15 protein-coding genes are annotated in these 16,335 nt (G+C 62.8%); 6 read left to right on the top strand and 9 right to left on the bottom strand.

Annotated elements, in window-relative coordinates:
- Window positions 1-3 precede the first annotated feature (3 nt).
- From CD932_RS06980 to CD932_RS06960, 5 genes are all read right to left on the bottom strand, one after another.
- Complete coding sequence (locus CD932_RS06980; RefSeq protein ID WP_094441998.1) at window positions 4-1,134, bottom strand: YbdK family carboxylate-amine ligase; 1,131 nt, start codon at window positions 1,132-1,134, stop codon at window positions 4-6.
- The gene (locus CD932_RS06975; RefSeq protein ID WP_094441997.1) at window positions 1,135-2,322 is read right to left on the bottom strand and encodes a cation:proton antiporter; all 1,188 of its coding nucleotides are present in this window, start codon (window positions 2,320-2,322) and stop codon (window positions 1,135-1,137) included.
- Window positions 2,323-2,625: 303 nt separating this feature from the next.
- Window positions 2,626-3,795 (bottom strand): VWA domain-containing protein, encoded by a 1,170-nt coding sequence (locus CD932_RS06970; protein WP_094441996.1) that lies wholly within the window; start codon window positions 3,793-3,795, stop codon window positions 2,626-2,628.
- Window positions 3,789-4,412 (bottom strand): GNAT family N-acetyltransferase, encoded by a 624-nt coding sequence (locus tag CD932_RS06965; RefSeq protein ID WP_094441995.1) that lies wholly within the window; start codon window positions 4,410-4,412, stop codon window positions 3,789-3,791. Before CD932_RS06965 ends, CD932_RS06970 begins: the two co-directional genes overlap by 7 nt.
- A 9-nt stretch (window positions 4,413-4,421) precedes the next feature.
- The gene (locus CD932_RS06960) at window positions 4,422-5,291 is read right to left on the bottom strand and encodes a MoxR family ATPase (protein ID WP_094441994.1); all 870 of its coding nucleotides are present in this window, start codon (window positions 5,289-5,291) and stop codon (window positions 4,422-4,424) included.
- Window positions 5,292-5,512: 221 nt separating this feature from the next.
- Here CD932_RS06960 and CD932_RS06955 point away from each other — a divergent pair, with 221 nt between their 5' ends.
- Window positions 5,513-5,842: a cytochrome c gene (locus CD932_RS06955; RefSeq protein WP_094441993.1), complete on the top strand. Its 330-nt coding sequence runs from the start codon at window positions 5,513-5,515 to the stop codon at window positions 5,840-5,842.
- 11 nt (window positions 5,843-5,853) lie between these two features.
- Window positions 5,854-6,195: a cytochrome c gene (locus tag CD932_RS06950; RefSeq protein WP_094441992.1), complete on the top strand. Its 342-nt coding sequence runs from the start codon at window positions 5,854-5,856 to the stop codon at window positions 6,193-6,195.
- On the opposite strand, the gene norR is transcribed toward CD932_RS06950, so the two are convergent.
- On the bottom strand, window positions 6,192-7,736 hold the full coding sequence (norR, locus tag CD932_RS06945) for a nitric oxide reductase transcriptional regulator NorR (protein WP_094443505.1): 1,545 nt from the start codon (window positions 7,734-7,736) through the stop codon (window positions 6,192-6,194). The two genes, CD932_RS06950 and norR, sit on opposite strands and share 4 nt — an antisense overlap.
- A 149-nt stretch (window positions 7,737-7,885) precedes the next feature.
- Between norR and nirK the strand changes: the two genes are divergently transcribed.
- Genes nirK through CD932_RS06930 form a run of 3 tightly spaced genes read left to right on the top strand, consistent with a single transcriptional unit; the run spans window position 7,886 to window position 12,340 of the window.
- Window positions 7,886-9,346, top strand: coding sequence for a copper-containing nitrite reductase (gene nirK, locus CD932_RS06940; RefSeq protein WP_094441991.1), 1,461 nt, complete (start codon window positions 7,886-7,888; stop codon window positions 9,344-9,346).
- A gap of 26 nt (window positions 9,347-9,372) precedes the next feature.
- Window positions 9,373-10,050 carry an iron-sulfur cluster repair protein YtfE gene (gene ytfE / locus CD932_RS06935; protein WP_094441990.1) on the top strand — a complete coding sequence of 226 codons (678 nt, stop codon included), beginning with the start codon at window positions 9,373-9,375 and terminating at the stop codon, window positions 10,048-10,050.
- Window positions 10,051-10,063: 13 nt separating this feature from the next.
- Entirely contained in the window at window positions 10,064-12,340 is a 2,277-nt protein-coding gene (locus CD932_RS06930; RefSeq protein ID WP_094441989.1) for a nitric-oxide reductase large subunit, read from the top strand.
- 8 nt (window positions 12,341-12,348) lie between these two features.
- Here the strand turns inward: CD932_RS06930 and CD932_RS06925 are convergent, their stop codons facing one another.
- Together CD932_RS06925 and CD932_RS06920 are read right to left on the bottom strand one after the other, a co-directional pair.
- A complete protein-coding gene (locus CD932_RS06925; RefSeq protein WP_094441988.1) occupies window positions 12,349-12,771 on the bottom strand; it encodes a DUF1841 family protein in 423 nt (140 codons plus the stop codon).
- Between the two features lie 60 nt (window positions 12,772-12,831).
- Window positions 12,832-13,299, bottom strand: coding sequence for a DUF1203 domain-containing protein (locus CD932_RS06920; protein ID WP_094441987.1), 468 nt, complete (start codon window positions 13,297-13,299; stop codon window positions 12,832-12,834).
- Window positions 13,300-13,745: 446 nt separating this feature from the next.
- Between CD932_RS06920 and mqo the strand changes: the two genes are divergently transcribed.
- Complete coding sequence (mqo, locus tag CD932_RS06915; protein WP_094441986.1) at window positions 13,746-15,350, top strand: malate dehydrogenase (quinone); 1,605 nt, start codon at window positions 13,746-13,748, stop codon at window positions 15,348-15,350.
- 323 nt (window positions 15,351-15,673) lie between these two features.
- Here the strand turns inward: mqo and CD932_RS06910 are convergent, their stop codons facing one another.
- The gene (locus tag CD932_RS06910) at window positions 15,674-16,306 is read right to left on the bottom strand and encodes an RNA pyrophosphohydrolase (protein ID WP_094441985.1); all 633 of its coding nucleotides are present in this window, start codon (window positions 16,304-16,306) and stop codon (window positions 15,674-15,676) included.
- Window positions 16,307-16,335 lie beyond the last annotated feature (29 nt).

Raw genomic sequence — 16,335 nt, 5'->3', positions numbered from 1 at the left:
TCTTCAATAAATCATCGGCTCGCCCCGGAAACACCGGATCGCCGAATCGACCATGCCCTCGGCGCTGCCCTGCAGGTTGTATTGCTTGCGCAGATACTGCGCGTCGCTCCATTGCTTGGCCACGTCGGACAAATGTTTCAGCGCCTGCGTGCTGCCCAGCGCTTCGCCGTGCGGTTCCATCTTGCGCAGGGTGGTCATGATGTCCTCGCGCAGCGACATGGTCTCGTAGGTTTTCGGGTGCGTGATGGCGCCGTCGAGGCCAAAGCGGCAGGCCTGGAAGCGGTTGTAGTTGTAGACCAGGTAGTCGTCTTCCACCGGCGGCGTTTCGCGCCGCTCGAGCAGGTAGCGGCACAGCGCCTGCAGGTAGGCGGCCAGGGCGGCGGCGCGTTCCACCGTCAGCGGGGTGTCGCACACGCGCAGCTCGATGGTGCCGAACTCCGGCTTGGGCCGGATATCCCAGTAAAAATCCTTCATGCTCTTGATGATGCCGGTGTTTTCCATCTTCGCGAAATACTCGTTCGAGAACTGCTCCCAGCTGAGCGTAAACGGCGCGCGCCCGCTCATCGGAAACGCGAACACGGAATTCAAACGGGCCGAATCGAACAGCGTGTCGCGTCCCTGCACATAGGGTGATGAGGCCGACAGGGCGATAAAGTGCGGGATATAGCGGTTCAGAGAGTGCAGCAAAAACATGGCGTCGTCGCCCGAGGCACAGCCGATATGCACGTGCTGGCCGAAGATGGTGAACTGCTTGGCCAGGTAGCCGTACAGTTCCGAGATCTCCTGGAAGCGGGCCTTGGAAAAGATCTTTTGCGACGACCATTGCTGGAACGGGTGGGTGCCGCCGCCAGCGATGCCGATATTGAGCTTGTCGCCGGCGGTAATCAATGTGTCGCGGATTTCCTGCAGCTGCGCCAGCAGCGGTTCGTGGTGCGTGTGCACGCTCGAATTAATCTCGATCATGCTCTCGGTGATCTCGGGCGTCACATTGCCGGGAAACGGTTGCTTGCCCAGCAAATGCAGCAGGTCGGGGCTGGCCGCCGTCAGGTCGTAGTCCGACAGGTTCACCAGTTGCAGTTCGAGTTCGACGCCGAAAGTCAGCGCGGCCGATTGGCCAAAGGGTTCCAGCGGCATTTAGCGCTCCTTGATTTCATGGGTTTCTCTGGCCAGCATCAGCACGCGCTGCACCAGCACGGGGCCGACCAGTTCGAGCATCAGGGTGATGGCGGCCAGCGCGTTCAATTCGTCGCCAAAATTGACGCCCAGCTGGCGCGCGTGTTCCAGCACCAGGATGATGAATACGGACACCGGCGTCAACGCCGCGCCGGTCAGTATGCCCTTGCGCCAGGAGATGCCGCTGACATGCGAAAACGCGGCCACTCCCACTACCTTGGTCAGCAGGCGTCCGGCGATGACGGCGCCGGCCAGCGCCGCGCCGGCCGTCACGCTGGCCCATTCCAGGGTCGAGGCGGCGTAGACGAACAGCAGCACCGTCAACAGCTCGCCGAGCGCGCCGAAATTGCGCTGCGCCTGGCTGAAGGCCACGCGGCGGTGGCGCGCCACCAGGCCGAAGGTCAAGGTGGCCAACAGCGGCGACAAACTGGTGGTGTAGGTCAGGGCAACGAGCAGCATCACCGACAAGGCAAACGCCACGGTGGCGTCCTGCGCCATATTGCCCAGGCGGCGCAGCATGGCCGGCACGACGATGCCGAACACGGTGCCGGCGGCCACCGAGGCGGCCAGCACGGCGGCGCTGCTGCTGGTCGCTTCGATCAGGTCGGTCGAGCTGTGGAACATCCAGAAGCCGACGATGATATTGAAGGTGAACACCGCCAGCACGCAGTTGAGCGCCGTCAGGTGCACCAGGCGTTCGGTTACCTGGCCCGAGCTGCGCTCCTCGTTAATCACGCGCATGATGGTGGCGGGCGAGGTCGACATTGACAGGGAGGCGAGCAGCAGCGCCGTCATGCGCGAGGTATCGAATTCGAGGGCGATGAAATACACGATGGCAAAGGTGCCCAGCGCCTCGACCAGGCCGGCCACCGCGATCCACGGGTTGTTCTTCAGCCAGCGCAGGTTGATGCGGTAGCCGACCTCGAACAGGATCAGGCCGAAGGCCACGTCGGCCAGCACCAGCATGGGGCCGGCGTCCATCTGCGGCAGGATGCCGACCTGCGTCTGGGCCAGGATAAAGCCGATCACGCCATAAAAGCTGATGCGCGGCAGGCCCGTCCAGCGGTGGCCGAATTCGCCGACGACCCAGGCCAGCGTAATGGCGAACGGCCAGGACAGGTCGGCGGCGATAGCGAGGAGACTTTGCATGCTGATTCCTTTGTAGTAGCGCTGGCACCGGCCGGCAGCATCAAGGCTGGCGCGGCAAGAACATGGTGACGCGATAGTGCATGGTTGCGAGGGCGCTGTTGCGTGCTTCCTGATGCGCAGATTCTACCGGAGCGCAAGGCGCGCACGCTGTACACAATGTAGCCAATCGAACGGTGCGCCGGCAATGCCGGCCGCGCAGGGGTGTTGCATGGGCGGGTTGGTCCGCCCGGCGATGTCGTGCAGCAGTGTACGGCATGGCGGCCTGCCGCCGCCATGGACTTTTTGTTATACGCCCTTGCCTACTTATTTACTGAGCAGGCGCATGCCCCGTTCCAGGCCATCGATCGACAGCGGGAACATGCGCTCGTTCATCAACTGGCGCATCACGCCGATCGACTGGCGGTACTGCCACAGGCCTTCCTGCTCGGGATTGAGCCAGATGAATTTCGGGAAGGCCTGCGTAAAACGCGCCAGCCAGGTCGATCCCGCTTCCTCGTTGTTGTACTCGACCGAGCCGCCCGGGTGCAGGATTTCATAGGGGCTCATGGTGGCGTCGCCGACAAAAATAAGCTTGGTGTCGGCCGGGTATTTGCGCAGCACGTCCCAGGTGGCAAAACGCTCGGCGTTGCGGCGCCGGTTGTTCTTCCACAGGTAGTCGTAGACGCAGTTATGGAAGTAGAAAAACTCCATGTTCCTGAATTGCGTTTTCGCCGCCGAAAACAGTTCCTCGGTGCGCTCGATATGGTCGTCCATGCTGCCGCCCACGTCGAACAGCATCAGCACCTTGATGCGGTTCTTGCGCTCGGCGCGCATTCTGATGTCGAGGTAGCCGGCGTTGTTGGCGGTGGCGGCGATGGTGGCGTCGAGCGCCAGTTCGTCCTGCGCGCCTTCGCGCGCGAATTTGCGCAGTCGCCGCAAGGCCACTTTCAGGTTGCGCGTGCCCAGTTCGCGTTCGCCGTCGTAATCCTGGTAGCTGCGCGCCTCCCACACCTTGACGGCCGTGCGGTTGCCGCCCTTGCCGCCGATGCGGATGCCTTCCGGGTTGGTGCCGCCGTTGCCGAACGGCGAAGTGCCGCCGGTACCGATCCACTTGCCGCCGCCTTCGTGGCGCTCTTTTTGCTCCTTCAGCAGTTCGTTGAGGCGGTCCATCAGCTTGTCGTAGCCGAATTTTTCCAGCTGCGCCTTCTGCTCGTCGGTCAGTTCGCGCTGCATGCGTTTGAGCAGCCAGTCGAGGGGAATCGCCGCATTCGTGTCAAAAGCGGCGTTGACGCCCTTGAAGTACTGGCCAAAGGCGCGGTCGAACTTGTCGAAATGGGCTTCGTCCTTGACCAGGGTCAGGCGCGCCAGATAGTAAAAATCGTCCATCGACGCGTCGATCACGTTCTTTTGCAGCGCTTCCAAAAGGGTCAGGAATTCCTTGATGGAGACGGGAATCTTCGCATCCTTGAGCGTGAAAAAGAAGTCGATCAGCACGGCGTTTCTCCGGCACGCGGCAGCGCCACGATGGGCCGCTGCGCCAGCTTGTAGCGCAGGTGGGCGGCGATTTCGGGCCATTCGCCGCGCGTGATGCTGTACATGACGGTGTCGCGCACGGTGCCGTCGCGCCGCAGCGCATGGTGGCGCAGCACGCCATCCTTTTTCGCGCCCAGGCGCTCGATGGCCGCTTGCGAAGCATGGTTGAAGTTATCGGTACGCAGGCCCACCAGTGCGCAATCGAGGGTGTCGAAAGCGTGCGTGAGCAGCAGCAGCTTGGCGGTGGTATTGACATGGCTGCGCTGGCAGCGCCTGGCGTACCAGGTGTAGCCGATTTCCAGGCGGCCTATCTCGTGCAGCACGTCGTGGTAGCTGGTGGTGCCCAGCACGTCGCCGCTGGCGATATCGATTACCGCAAACGCAAGGCGCGAGGGGCGCATTTCGATGCCCTTGAAGATATACTGTTCCACCTGGTCCGGCTCGGGCACGGAGGTCACGCGCAACTGCCACAGCTGGCCGTCGGCCGCCGCCGCGCGCAGGCCTTCGGCGTGGTGGAGCGCCAGCGGTTCGAGGCGGATGCCGTTCAATTCAAGGCTGACCGGTGCAATGGCTTTCACGGCCCCTCCTTAGCGGTTGGTGCGCGACATGAACATCAGGCGCTCGAACAGGTTCACGTCCTGCTCGTTTTTCAGCAGCGCCCCGTGCAGTGGCGGCACCACGGTTTTCTGATCCTGACTGCGCAGCGCTTCGGCAGGAATGTCTTCGGCCAGCAGCAGTTTCAACCAGTCGAGAAATTCCGAGGTCGACGGCTTCTTTTTCAGCCCCGGCACGTCGCGCACGGCGTAAAAGGTTTGCAGCGCCTGCGCCAGCAACTCCTGTTTCAGGTGCGGGTAGTGGACGGCGACGATCTGCTCCATCGTGTCCTTGTCCGGGAATTTGATGTAATGGAAGAAGCAGCGGCGCAAAAAGGCGTCCGGCAGTTCCTTTTCGTTGTTCGAGGTGATGATGACGAGCGGGCGATGCAGCGCCGTGACCATCTGCCGCGTTTCATAGACATAGAATTCCATGCGGTCCAGCTCGCGCAGCAAGTCGTTGGGGAACTCGATATCGGCCTTGTCGATCTCGTCGATCAAGAGCACCACCGGTTCTGGCGCCGTGAAGGCCTGCCATAGTACGCCCTTGACGATGTAGTTCTGGATGTCGCGCACGCGCTCGTCGCCCAGTTGCGAGTCGCGCAGGCGCGACACGGCGTCGTATTCGTACAGGCCCTGCTGGGCCTTGGTGGTCGATTTGATATGCCACTGCATCAGGGGCATGTCCAGCGCCGCTGCCACTTCCTCGGCCAGCATGGTCTTGCCGGTGCCAGGCTCGCCCTTGATCAGCAGCGGGCGCTGCAGGGTCAAGGCGGCATTCACGGCCAGTTTCAGGTCGGCGGTGGCGACGTAGTTGTCGGAGCCTTCGAAGCGGTGGCCTTGCTGTGGGTGCTGTGCTTGCATGAGCGATCCTGCCAAAGTAGGGAAAGACCGAGTATAAACAGAACCGTGGCGCGCCGCCACGCCAGCGGCTTGTGCCCGTATGCGCACAAGCGATTTTATGTAGGTGGACTTGCAAGAATATCTTGGTTAGAATCGGCAAGGAACAGTTTCATTGTCAACATATAAAATCAAAAAAAACCAGCCTTCGCGTTTCTCCGATTACCTCTGCTCACTTTGCCACTATGAAAAAAATATTTGCACTTCTCGTGCTTGCCGGCATAGCAAATGCCGTCACAGCGGCTGATATCGTCGGAAACGCCAAGGCCGGGACAGCCAAGGTGGAAATGTGCATCGGCTGCCATGGCATCCCCGGGTACAAGGCCACGTTTCCTGAAGTTTTCCAGGTGCCGATGATCGGCGGCCAGAGCGCCAAATACATTGAAAACGCGCTCAAAGCCTACCAGAAGGGCGACCGCAAGCACCCCACCATGAAGGGCATCGCCGCCAGCCTGTCGGACCAGGATATCGCCGACGTGGCCGCCTATTATTCGCAACAAGCCAAGCCCAACTGAGGACCAGCCAGATGAAAAAAATACTCGCCGCCCTGTTGTGCTCGCTCGTTTCCTTCGGCGCTGTCGCCGCCGGCAATATCAATACGGGCAAGGTCCTGGCCGAAAAATACAGCTGCGCCACCTGCCACGGCAAGGATTACGCCTCGCCGATCGACCCGTCCTATCCCAAGCTGGCCGGTCAGCACCGCGACTACCTGGAGCATGCCCTGACCGCCTACAAGCGCGGCGACGCCCCCAATGGCCGCAACAACGCCATCATGACGGGCCAGGTCAAACCTTTGACCAACCAGGATATCAAGGACCTGGCGGCCTATCTCAACAGCCTGCCGAAAAGCCTGGTCATTCACCGCTAGGGTTTCAACCCCACCCGCTTCGCCAGTTTATGGAGATTGCTCGCGTCCAGGCCCAGCTGGCGCGCGCTGGCGGCCCAGTTGCCCTGATGCCGGTTCAATGCCTGGCGGATCGCCTGGCGCTGGCTCGCTTCCACAAGCTGCTGCATGGTGGCCGGTATCGCCTCTGACATCGGCGGCGCTGGCGCATCCGTATTGGCAGGCATGTCGACACCGTCGAGGTCCAGCATGTCACGCTCCAGCGTCATGATCTCTTTCCGGTCCGCGCCCCGTATCACGGCTTTGAGCGCGGCGCGGCTGATCACGTGTTCCAGTTCCCGCACATTGCCGGGCCAGCGGTAGTGGCGCAGCGCGTCTTCGGCTTGCGTTGACAGCCGCAGGCTGCGCAGGCCCAGGCGTGCGCGGTTCAGCTCCAGGAAGCGCCCGGCCAGGAGCAGCACGTCGTGACCGCGTTCGCGCAGCGGCGGAATCGGCACCGGGTAGACCGACAGCCGGTGATACAGGTCGGCGCGAAACGTGCCGTCGCGCACATGGTCGCGCAGGCTGCGGTTGGTGGCGGCAATCACCCGCACATTGACCCTGCGCGGCTGGTCGGCGCCCAGGCGCTGGATTTCGCCGTTTTGCAAGGTGCGCAGCAGCTTGGCCTGTATCGACAGCGGCAATTCGCCCACTTCATCGAGGAATAGCGTGCCGCCTTCGGCCGCTTCAAAACGCCCCGGCCGGTCGTTCACCGCCCCCGAAAACGCGCCGCGCGCATGGCCGAACAGTTCGCTCTCGGCCAGCGATTCGGGCAGTGCCGCGCAGTTGACGTGCACCAGCGGCTTGCCTGCCCTGCGCGATAGCCGGTGCAGCCGGTGCGCGCACAACTCCTTGCCCACGCCCGTCTCGCCCAGCAGCAGCACCGGCAGTTCCGAGTCGGCCACGACGTCGAGTTCATGCAGCAGCTGCGTGATGGCGTCGCTCTGGCCCAGGAAATCGCTGTCTTCGCGTGCTGCGCCGGTACTCGCCGCCTGGGCGGCGGCGCCCGACACGCGCAGGGCGCGGATCTCCGCTTCCAGCCGCGTCACGCGCACGGCCGCCTCGATGGCGCACGCCAGTTCGCCCAGTTCGCGCTGCGCCTGGCTGTCAAACGTGCCCACCTGCAGCGCATCGAGCGTCACCACGCCCCAGCGTTCTCCCTCCAGGTCCAGCGCCATGCCCATGCAGTCGTGCACCGGCAGCGGTTCGCCAGGGCGGTCGGCGATCAGGCCGTCGTAAGGGTCGGGCATGGCGCTGTCGTGATGGAAGCAGGTCACGCCGCGCCGGCGCAAAATGGTCGCCAGGCGCGGATGATCCTTGATCAGGAAGCGGCGCCCCAGGGTGTCGCTGACCAGGCCGTCCATGGCCACCGGGCGCAAATGCTCGCCGTCGAGTTTCAACAGGGCCACCGCGCCGCAGCCAAAGTGGGCGCGCAGGCTGACGACCAGGCGCTGCAGGCGCACGGCCACTGGCAGGTCGGCCACCAGGTCGGTGAGGAGTAAAAGATGGGTAGTGGTAATGGTCATGATGACCATGGAGGGTACGCGCTACCCGCTTTGGCAGGGTAGATATGACCTTGTATTTTTCAATCCCTTGATTTGAAACAGGTTTTTCCTGGCATGCGAGTTGCGTTATTACAACTGCCAACTCGGCATACAAGACCAAGGATCGCCTCATGAAACCAACTTTCCCCCTCGCCGGCATCGCCGCCGCACTGTGCCTGCTGTTCCTTGACGTGCCTGCGCCTGCGCTGGCCGCACCGGCCGCCAGGGCCGCCGCCGCGCCGACTGTGCGCCACCACGAACTGCAAACCAATATCGTTGACGGCAAGATGGTGTTTGTCGACGCCCGGGGCCAGGTCAATCCCGTGTTGACGGCCAATACGGGCGACACCATCGAGCTGGTATTGAAAAGCGGCGAGGGCGCCGAGCATGATCTGGTGATCCCCGAACTGAACGTCGCCTCCGCCAGGTTCAGCGCCGGCAGCGGCAAGATCACCGTGCGCTTCAAGGTGAGCCGCGCCGGCAGCTTTACCTACTATTGCTCGATTCCCGGCCACCGCCAGATCGGCATGGAAGGCAAGCTGCAGGTCAGCGGCCCGACCCTGGCCGACGCTGGTACCGCTGCCACGCCCGCCGCCAACAACGGCGGCGACGCCAGCTCGGCCGCGCTGGCGCTGTACACGCCGGCGTCGTCGCCGATGCGCGGACCGGACCCTGCGGCCGTCAGCGTGGCGGCCAATCCGGCGCAGGTGCCGCTGGCGATCGGCACGCGCGCACCACAGCTTCTCAAGTACCGCATGGAGACGGTGGAGTTGCCCGGCAAGCTCGACGACGGCACCACCTTCACTTACTGGACCTTCAACCGCCAGGTACCCGGCCCCATGCTGCGCGCGCGGGTGGGCGACACGGTCGAGCTGACCCTGTTCAACGCCGCCGACAGCAAGATGATCCATTCGATCGACCTGCATGCGGTGACCGGCGGCCATGGCGGCGGCCAGCATACCCAGGTCGCGCCGGGCCAGGAAAAAACCGTCACCTTCAAGGCGCTCAACCCCGGCCTGTATGTGTACCACTGTGCCACGCCCCTGGTGCCGCAGCATATCGCGGCCGGCATGTACGGCATGATCCTGGTGGAACCGGAAGGCGGCCTGTCGAAAGTCGACCGCGAGTACTACGTGATGCAGGGCGAGATGTACACGGGCCGCCCGCACGGCGCGCCCGTGCACCAGGAGGCGAACCTGGAAAAGATGGCCAACGAGCTGCCCGACTACTACGTCTTCAATGGCGAGGTGGGCGCGCTCAGCAAGACCCACAAGCTGCAGGCAAAAGTTGGCGAAACCGTGCGCATCTACTTTGGCGTGGGCGGCCCGAACAAGATTTCATCATTCCACATCATCGGCGAGATCTTCGACAAGGTCTACAGCGAAGGCTCGATCAGCAGCCCGAAACACGACGTGCAAACCACGCTGGTGGCACCAGGCGGCGCGACCATCGTCGAACTGAAAGTGCAGCATCCGGGCAGTTACCTGCTGGTCGACCATGCCCTGTCGCGGGCCGGCAAAGGCGCCGTCGGCGTGCTGGAAGTGACGGGCGAGCCTGTCCCCGGCGTTTTCCACGCCGGCGCCCATCAATAAACCTACCCTATCTTCAAGGAGCAATCATGGAATTCATCGACCAGTCCCTGGGCCAGCTGGCCCGCCGCATTCCGGGCGCCACGCGCCTGTTCGACGCCCACCATCTCGATTTCTGCTGCGGCGGCAACAAGACCTTGCGTGCGGCGGCGGCCGCCGCCGGCGTCGATACGCAGCCCATCGTCGACCAGTTGCAGGTGCTGCTGGGACGCAGCGATGCATCCGGCGAAGGCGAATGGCAGCACGCGACGGCCGGCGAGCTGGTGGCGCATGTGCTGGCGCGCTACCACGCCGTGCACCGCGAGCAGCTGCCCGAACTGATACGCCTGGCGCGCAAGGTCGAGCAGGTGCATGGCGACCGCGCCGACTGTCCGCACGGCCTGGCCGATCAATTGTCTAGCATGGCGCAGGAGCTGGAAAGCCATATGCGCAAGGAAGAAAACGTGCTGTTCCCGATGATCACGAGCGGCCAGGGGGCCATGGCGGGCGGGCCGATCAGCGTGATGCGCATGGAGCATGACGAGCATGGCGTGGCCTTGCGCGCGATCGAGCAACTGACGCACGGCATGGTGGCGCCAGGTGGCGCCTGCACCACCTGGCGCGCGCTGTACACCGGGCTGCGCACCTTCCGCGAAGACCTGATGGCGCATATCCACACTGAAAACAACATCCTGTTCGAGCGCTTTGCGCCGGCCATGGTGCATTGACGAAGGAAGACCAATGGGTCCCTATAAAAAACTGTGGTTCACCCTGATCGGCGTGCTGATCGTGACCTTTTCCCTGCTCGGCTACTACGGCGCCGAAGTGTACCGGCAGGCGCCGCCGATTCCTGCGCAAGTGAGCGCGCCGGGCGGCAAGCTCCTGTTCGACCGCGAGGGCATCCTCGACGGCCAGACGGCCTGGCAATCGGTGGGCGGCATGCAGCTCGGTTCCATCTGGGGCCATGGCGCCTACCAGGCGCCCGACTGGACGGCCGACTGGCTGCACCGCGAACTGACGGCCTGGCTGGAGCTGGCCGCGCAAGACCAGCATGGCCGCGCCTATGCGGCCCTGGACGGCCCGGCGCAGGCGGCGCTGCGCGAAGCGCTCAGGCTTGAATACCGCGGCAACGGCGTCGATGCAGCGCAGCAGCTGCATCTGTCGGCGCGCCGGGTCGAGGCGGTACGCATGACTGCCAACTACTACGACCAGCTGTTCTCGGACGCGCCCGCATTGCGCACCACCCGCGAACACTACGCCATGAAGGAAAACACCCTGCCGAGCAGCGAGCGGCGCCGCCAGATGACGCAGTTCTTCTTCTGGACCGCCTGGGCCGCCGCCACCGAGCGCCCCGGCCATGACGTCACTTACACCAACAACTGGCCGCATGAACCGTTGATCGGCAATCACCCGAGCGGCGAAAACGTGATCTGGTCGGTCGCCAGCGTGGTGGTGCTGCTGGCTGGCGTCGGCTTCCTGGTCTGGGGCTGGGCCTTCCTGCGCGACCATGACGAACCCTTGCCGGTTCCCGGCGCGCGCGACCCGCTGACGACATTTGCCCTGACGCCCTCGCAGCGCGGGCTGGGCAAATACCTGTTCCTGGTCGTCGCCTTGTTTATCTTCCAGGTGTTTATCGGCGGCTTTACGGCCCACTACACGGTGGAAGGACAAACCTTCTACGGCATCGACGTGTCGCGCTGGTTCCCGTATTCCCTGACGCGCACCTGGCATATCCAGGCGGCGCTGTTCTGGATCGCCACCGGTTTCCTGGCCGCCGGCCTGTTCCTGGCGCCCCTGATCAATGGCGGCAAGGACCCAAAATGGCAGCGCTTTGGGGTCGACGTGCTGTTCTGGGCGCTGGTGGTGGTGGTGGTCGGCTCGTTTACGGGCAACTACCTGGCCATTGCGCAGGTGATGCCGCCCGAATGGAATTTCTGGCTCGGCCACCAGGGTTATGAATACGTGGACCTGGGCCGCCTGTGGCAGATCGGCAAATATGTCGGCATCCTGCTGTGGCTGGCCCTGATGCTGCGCGGCGTGGTGCCGGCGCTGCGGGTCAAAGGCGGCGACAAGAATCTGCTGGCGCTGCTGACCGCCTCGGTGGGCGCGATTGGCCTGTTCTATGGCGCCGGCCTGTTCTACGGCGAGCGCACGCATCTGTCGGTAATGGAATACTGGCGCTGGTGGGTGGTGCACCTGTGGGTCGAAGGTTTTTTTGAAGTGTTCGCCACCACGGCGCTGGCCTTTATCTTTTCGACCCTGGGCCTGGTGTCGGTGCGCATGGCCACCGCCGCCAGCCTGGCCTCGGCCTCGCTGTTCATGCTGGGCGGCATACCGGGTACCTTCCATCACCTGTACTTTGCCGGCACCACCACGCCGGTGATGGCCATCGGCGCGAGCTTCAGCGCGCTCGAAGTGGTGCCGCTGATTGTGCTCGGTCACGAAGCATGGGAAAACTGGCGCCTGAAGGACCGCGCCGCGTGGATGGAAAACCTGCGCTGGCCCTTGATGTGCTTTGTCGCGGTGGCGTTCTGGAACATGCTGGGCGCGGGCGTGTTCGGCTTCATGATCAATCCGCCGATGGCGCTGTATTACATCCAGGGCCTCAACACCACCCCTGTCCATGCCCATGCGGCGCTGTTCGGCGTGTACGGCTTCCTGGCGCTGGGCTTTACACTGCTGGTGCTGCGCTACCTGCGGCCCGATTACCGCTTCAGCAAGGGGTTGATGATGACGGCGTTCTGGGGCCTGAACGCGGGCCTGGTGCTGATGATCTTTACCAGCCTGCTGCCGATCGGCATCATCCAGTTCCACGCCAGCGTGACCGAAGGCCTCTGGTATGCGCGCAGCGAGGAGTTCATGCAGCAGCCGCTGCTGCAAAACCTGCGCTGGGTGCGCACCTTTGGCGATGTGGTATTCATCGTTGGCGCGCTGGCCATGGCGCTGCAGGTGGTGCTGGGATTGCTGGGCAAGGCGAAGGCGGCCACATTGCAGCCGCAAGCGGTGCAGGCTGGCTGATCAACCGATCAGCGGCGCCGCACGCAGTCGATATACGCATCCGTATCGGGCGGCAGGCTTGACCGCTGCGAGGCCCAGATCATCTGGCCCAGGCATTCCATCACTTCGTGGTGGGCCGCGTGGGCCGAATCGAGACGCTGGGCCAGTTGCTGGACGGCCGTGCGGATGCCGCGCGGCTGATCCACCTGCACCTGTTCCGTGATCGACAGATGCATGGACAGGTGCAAAAACGGATTGGCCTGGCCGCCTTCGACCGAATAGTCGCGCGCCAGCGCCGCTTCCACGTCCGACAGTTCGTTTTCATACTCGGGATGCTCGAGGATCCAGTCGATCGCGATCGCTTCCATCGGCGACAGGATTTCGCGGGCGCGGTGCTTGCGCAAGGTATCGCAAAAGAAGCGGCGCACATCGTCGGAAGAAGGATTGAACATCGTTTTGGCAGAGGGCTGAAAAGGGCAGGCGATATTGTACCGCGTCGCCGCAATAAGTTCTCAGGCCCGGTCGATGCGTCCGGCGTAGCAGCCCCGCTTGGCATTGTGCACGTGGATATAGCTCACAGTCGGATCCTCGAACAGCCTTGCGATCAGGGTTTCGATGGCCGTGCCATCGACCACATCGGCGTCGACCATCATCCCGTCTTGCGTATAGCCGCGCAGCGACAACAAGCGAATACGCATCGATGCCGGCACCTGGTCGACGGCGTCATAGGTTTGCGTGGCGCCCTCGCGGATAAAAATGGCGTGCGCGGCGCGGTAGGGTGTGTTGGCATCCTGGCAGACATGGTTCAGCAGCAGCACCGTGTCGCCGATCGCGGCGTCGCGCAGCGCGATGCGGTCGGGGTAGCCGGGGGCGCTGTCGACCAGGTAGCGGATGATGCCGAGTGCTGCCAGTTCGGCGTCGGGCAGGCCGAAATACGGCAGGAAAGGGGTGGACGACAGGCCGCGGATACGGAAATGCATGGTCAGGCTCCGGTGTGCTCAAAGCGTGATCAGACCATGGCCCAAGCGGATCCGCCATCCGTTTCTTGCTCTCTGCATTGCCCTTGCCATCAGGGCATCAGCTGGGTTTTTGATGCCCGGTTACTGACAATTTAATACTCCAAAGTAAGTGTTATCCACGATCCGGGCGGCCCGGCAAGCGCAAATAACGGTGATAAAATCGCCGCTCTTGATATTTGCTATGGACAATCGCCGTCCTTTATTGCCAGTTTGGCCCCGCGCGAGGGCCAAAACAGCAGCGGCGCCGTGTTTTCCTTGTCCGCATCACGCTACCCGGCGGCGGCAGCATGCTTCATCACCATCGATCTCCGACGATCCGGCCTGCGCTGGAGGGATGACTGTTTGCCGATGGTCTTTGCGCCGCCCGGTGGCCTGGAAGAGCCAACCCATTCATAACGGAGTTACCCATGCGTAAATCGCTAATACTTTTGATGTCGTGCCTGATCCTGGCCGCATGTGACAAGACGCCGCCGGCGTCGACGGACAAGCCGCTCGACGTGCTGCTGGTGGGCGCCGGCACCATGAGCGCCACCCTGGGCAGCATGCTCAAGGAACTCGACCCGTCGCTGACGATGGAAATGTTTGAACGCATGGATGCCGTGTCGGCCGAAAGCTCGGACGCGATGAACAATGCAGGCACCGGCCACTCGGCGTTTGCCGAACTGAACTACACGCCGGAAGCGGCCGACGGCAGCATCGACACCAAAAAGGCCGTCGCCATCAACGAGCAGTTCGAAGTATCGAAGCAGTTCTGGGCCTACCAGGTGGCCAACAAGCACCTGGGCGCGCCGCAGACCTTCATCAACAATGTGCCGCACATGAGCTTTGTGTGGGGCGACGACAATATCGCCTTCCTGAAAAAGCGCTACGCCGCGCTGCAGCAGGAAAACCTGTTCAAGGGCATGCTGTTCTCGGAAGATTTCAAGCAGATCGCACAGTGGGCGCCGCTGGTCATGCAAGGCCGTGACAAGAGCCAGAAAGTGGCCGCCACGCGCATGGATATCGGTACCGACGTCAACTTCGGCAACCTCACGCGCGCCCTGGTCAAATACCTGACCGACAGCCATGGCATGACCTTGCACCTGCGTCACCAGGTCGAAGACATCAAGCGCGGCGCCGATGGCGTGTGGAACGTCACCGTCAAGAACCTGGCCGATGGCACCGAGAAAAACGTGCGCGCCAAGTTCGTCTTCATCGGCGCTGGCGGCGGTTCGCTGCCGCTGCTGGAAAAATCGGGCATCCCTGAAGCCAGGGGCTTCGGCGGCGTGCCGGTCGGCGGCCAATGGCTGGTCACTACCAATCCCGAACTGGTCGCGGCGCATGCGGCCAAGGTCTATGGCATGGCCTCGGTCGGCTCGCCGCCAATGTCGGTGCCGCACCTGGATACCCGCATTATCGATGGCAAGAAAGCGCTGCTGTTTGGCCCGTTTGCCACCTTTTCGACCAAGTTCCTGAAAAACGGTTCGTGGATCGACCTGCCGGCGTCTATCGGCACTGGCAATATCAAGCCGATGCTGCAGGCCGGCTACGACAATATTCCGCTGACCAAATACCTGGTGCAGCAAGTGATGAATTCGCCGGAAGACCGCCTGGCCACCCTGCGAGAGTACCTGCCGACGGCGAAGATGGAAGACTGGACCTTGCAGAACGCCGGCCAGCGCGTGCAGATCGTCAAGGATGATCCGGTCAAAGGTGGCCTGCTGCAGTTCGGCACCGAAGTCGTCGGCGCCGCCGATGGCAGCATCGTGGCCCTGCTGGGCGCCTCGCCAGGCGCCTCGACCGCGCCGCCGATCATGATCAAGGTGCTGCAAACAGCCTTCAAGGACCGCCTGGCCACGCCGCAATGGCAAGCCAAGATGCTGGAAATGGTGCCCTCGTATGGCCAGAAGCTCAATGGCGACCCGGCGCTGGCGAACAAGATCCGCCACTACAGCAGCGATATCCTGGGCCTGAAAGCGTTTACGCTGGACGTGCCAGGTACAGCTGCGGCGCCAGCGGTAGCGGCAAACTAAGTAAGTACCAAGAAGTTATTGTGAAATTATGACGAACAGAACCGGATGGCGGAGCAGGGAATTCGCGGGACCTGTCCCGCGCCTGCGCAACGGTATCGCCTTGCAAGGCGATACTCCCGCAAGGCGCTCGGTGCGACGCAGTGCGAGCACTGCTAGCAGCGGGCAAGCCTCGTCGGCCACCTTGCAGAGCGCCGGTTATGGAAGTCAGAATTCACAAGAATTTATGCGTACTTGCTTAGGCGCCAGACGGTTAATCAGTCGGCAATAAAAAAGGGCAGCCTTCGCAGGCTGCCCTTTTTGCATGGACGCGGGATGGATGCCGCTTACTGCTTGCCAGGCAAAATCAATTCCGGCGTGCAGTCGTCACGCATGCCTTCCTCGCCGCTCTTGGCCGGTACGCCGGCCTCTTGCACACGGGGCGCATGGGGCTGGCGCAAATAGCGCGAGGTATGGCGGTGCGGCTGCTGTGCGTTGCCATGCACGGGCCAGGTCAGGAAGCGGGACAGCTCCTGCAAGGCGCGCTGGTAGACATCACGCTTGAATTCAATCACGACATCGAGCGGGACCCAGTACTCATGCCAGCGCCAGGCGTCGAACTCGGGATGGTCGGTCAGGCGCAGGTTGACGTCGTTATCGCGCGCGCACATTCTCAGCAGAAACCAAATCTGCTTCTGACCACGGTAATGGCCACGAATCTCGCGCTTGATGAAGTGATCCGGCACTTCATAGCGCAGCCAGTCGCGGGTGCGGCCGACAATCTTGACATGTTCCTGTCTGAGTCCGATTTCCTCTTCAAGTTCGCGAAACATGGCTTGTTCCGGTGTTTCGCCATATTTGATACCGCCTTGCGGAAACTGCCATGAGTGCTCGCGCACCCGCTTGCCCCACCACACCTCGTTCTGGGCGTTTAGCAGGATGATGCCGACGTTGGGCCGAAACCCTTCACGGTCGAGCATAAAACACCTCAAACTTTCTGCGACAGCGC

The organism is Janthinobacterium sp. PC23-8 (assembly GCF_002250505.1).
GTDB lineage: Bacteria > Pseudomonadota > Gammaproteobacteria > Burkholderiales > Burkholderiaceae_D > Janthinobacterium.
Note: the sequence above shows the minus strand (reverse complement) of the source record. Positions and strands in the feature narration are given on the sequence as shown.

Bases quoted from the DNA above. Each gene is read 5' to 3' on its own strand.
- CD932_RS06975 (WP_094441997.1), bottom strand. From the start codon at position 2,322: ATGCAAAGTCTCCTCGCTATCGCCGCCGACCTGTCCTGGCCGTTCGCC.
- norR (WP_094443505.1), bottom strand. From the start codon at position 7,736: ATGACCATTACCACTACCCATCTTTTACTCCTCACCGACCTGGTGGCC.
- nirK (WP_094441991.1), top strand. From the start codon at position 7,886: ATGAAACCAACTTTCCCCCTCGCCGGCATCGCCGCCGCACTGTGCCTG.
- ytfE (WP_094441990.1), top strand. From the start codon at position 9,373: ATGGAATTCATCGACCAGTCCCTGGGCCAGCTGGCCCGCCGCATTCCG.
- mqo (WP_094441986.1), top strand. From the start codon at position 13,746: ATGCGTAAATCGCTAATACTTTTGATGTCGTGCCTGATCCTGGCCGCA.
- CD932_RS06925 (WP_094441988.1), bottom strand. From the start codon at position 12,771: ATGTTCAATCCTTCTTCCGACGATGTGCGCCGCTTCTTTTGCGATACC.
- CD932_RS06950 (WP_094441992.1), top strand. From the start codon at position 5,854: ATGAAAAAAATACTCGCCGCCCTGTTGTGCTCGCTCGTTTCCTTCGGC.
- CD932_RS06960 (WP_094441994.1), bottom strand. From the start codon at position 5,291: ATGCAAGCACAGCACCCACAGCAAGGCCACCGCTTCGAAGGCTCCGAC.
- CD932_RS06955 (WP_094441993.1), top strand. From the start codon at position 5,513: ATGAAAAAAATATTTGCACTTCTCGTGCTTGCCGGCATAGCAAATGCC.
- CD932_RS06980 (WP_094441998.1), bottom strand. From the start codon at position 1,134: ATGCCGCTGGAACCCTTTGGCCAATCGGCCGCGCTGACTTTCGGCGTC.
- CD932_RS06910 (WP_094441985.1), bottom strand. From the start codon at position 16,306: ATGCTCGACCGTGAAGGGTTTCGGCCCAACGTCGGCATCATCCTGCTA.
- CD932_RS06920 (WP_094441987.1), bottom strand. From the start codon at position 13,299: ATGCATTTCCGTATCCGCGGCCTGTCGTCCACCCCTTTCCTGCCGTAT.
- CD932_RS06930 (WP_094441989.1), top strand. From the start codon at position 10,064: ATGGGTCCCTATAAAAAACTGTGGTTCACCCTGATCGGCGTGCTGATC.